Genomic DNA, 2,106 nt, shown 5'->3' with positions numbered 1-2,106 from the left:
CTGCTGCATAGCGGCCGCGCGGCGTTCGGCGCTGCGGGCTACGCCCTTCGCGCCGCACGTCGCACAGAAGGATCAACTGAAACCACCGGCATCCGATTTCTGCACAACTTGACGCACACAACTGAAAGGGACCGTTACCAAGGTGGGCGAGAAAGCGTTAATCGCATGGGAACCAGCACGCGATCACCCCGTAAAGACACTCGCTATTGCTGTGCCAAGTCTCTAGTTCTGTGCCGGGGCCGGCCAAGAAGGTGCTTAGGATCGGACAAGCGGCTTTCTTTGGTTACTTTCTTTGCCGCCGCAAAGAAAGTAACCCCTCCGCCGGGAAGGCGGTTACTGAATAAAAAAGCGCGACAAAAAAACCAAAACCGATTACTTCCCCAAAATCGCCCGACGAAGGAGCATCCCCCGTCCAGTACTCCGTCCGAACCCCAATCTCCTCAGAAACAAACCGCCCGATACGCCGCGTCCGATAATCCTCCTGCGCCCGATAAACAAGCTTCTGCCCGACAAGCACAATCGGCACATTAAGCAAGACCATCACGATATTCATAAGATCGGAAAGCGCTCAGAGGTTGGGCAATTCGAGCTCCGCAAGCACGGTCAAAGCACCAAAAGGCACAAACACCAAAGACCCGAGCACCCGAATCCCGCCAATAAAACCCCGACTACGAGAAATGAAATTAGCCGAAATCTCGGCAAACGAAATCATCCCGAGCAGCGTGGTGAAGGCAAAAAGTCCGTAGCAAACGCACATCACGATCTTCACGACATGCGCGACCGAAACCGGCACCAACGCCTGCACCGAAGCCAGATAAACCGTGATCTTCGAAGCCCGCACCGACTCCCAGGCCTGACCATCGACCGTGCCGGTCCACACATGCGCCATCACGACGATAAAGCCCGTCATCGTGCAGATGACCATCGTGTCGAAAAATACGCCCAGGCTCTGCACGAAGCCCTGCTCGCAAGGATGATCGTTGTCGGCGATCGCGGCCGCCATCGTGATCGTGCCCTACCCCGCTTCGTTCGACATCAGTCCGCGCTTCACGCCCTGCGCCAGCGGCGTGCCGATCGCGCTGCCGAACAGCGTATGCGGCGCGAACGCCCCGACGATCACCTCGTGAAAGAAGTACGGAATCAACGGCAAATTGATCGCGATGATCACCAGCGACATCAGGCAGAACAGCGCCGCCTTGATCGGCACGAGCACATCGGTGTAAGCCGTCACGCGCCGGATGCCGCCCATGATGATGAACGAGCACGCCACCACCAGTCCGACCGCGATGCAGTAATACACCGTCGATTGCCGCGCGAGATGTTCGCCCGTCACGGCGGCGATCGTGCCCATCGCGGTGAAAACGTTAAACGTTTGCGGAGGCACGTTGAACAGCGCGTAGACGATAAATACCAGCGACAAAAACGTGCCGACGCCGCGCCGGTCGCCGAGAATGCGCCGTCCGTAAAACGGCAGGCCGTCGACGAATTCGTCGTGCTTCTTTTCCTTGAAGAGCTGCGCGAGCGTCGATTCCATGAAGGCCGTCGCCATGCCGAAGAACGCGGCGACCCACATCCAGAACAGCGCGCCCGGCCCGCCGACGGAAATCGCGCCCGTGATGCTGACGATATTGCCCGGTCCCGCGCGCATCGCGAGTCCGAGCATGAACGACGCGATCGCCGATATGCCCGTCCCCGACGATTGCCGCCGCAGCATGATGCGCACGATCTTGCGCGGGTTCATCGTCTGCACGAAGCGCGTGCGAATCGAAAAGTGAATGCCGACGCCAACCAGCAAGAGAATGGCGAACGGAAACTGCCCGAGCACGGGAATCTGCGAGTACGCCTTGAAGTTGGTCGGAAAGTCCCAGAGAAAATCGGAGACGGGCGCAATGAACGCGAACAACGCATTCACGGTTCGGAAAAGATTCTCCACGCGGACCTTCCTTTTACTGCAACGTGCCTGATGCAGAACGTCGAATTCGATCGGGATAGGGGCAGGCCTCGCGGCCCGACCCCTCCCACACCACCGTGCGTACGGGTCCGTACACGGCGGTTCGGATCAGTTGATCGGCGCTGGACCGACCGACGGCAGGCCCAGCGAACGGA

At 59.1% G+C, this 2,106-nt stretch carries 1 protein-coding gene and 1 pseudogene; both read right to left on the bottom strand.

What is annotated here, in order from left to right; translation table 11 throughout:
• Positions 1–283 precede the first annotated feature (283 nt).
• Positions 284–553: a hypothetical protein gene (locus BVER_RS34895; protein ID WP_232316907.1), complete on the bottom strand. Its 270-nt coding sequence runs from the start codon at positions 551–553 to the stop codon at positions 284–286.
• 15 nt (positions 554–568) lie between these two features.
• A pseudogene (locus tag BVER_RS28675) lies at positions 569–1,825 on the bottom strand (alanine/glycine:cation symporter family protein).
• Between the last annotated feature and the right edge of the window lie 281 nt (positions 1,826–2,106).

It is taken from the genome of Candidatus Burkholderia verschuerenii (assembly GCF_001189365.1).
Lineage (GTDB): Bacteria > Pseudomonadota > Gammaproteobacteria > Burkholderiales > Burkholderiaceae > Caballeronia > Caballeronia verschuerenii.
This window is presented reverse-complemented; position numbering and strand designations above follow the sequence as displayed.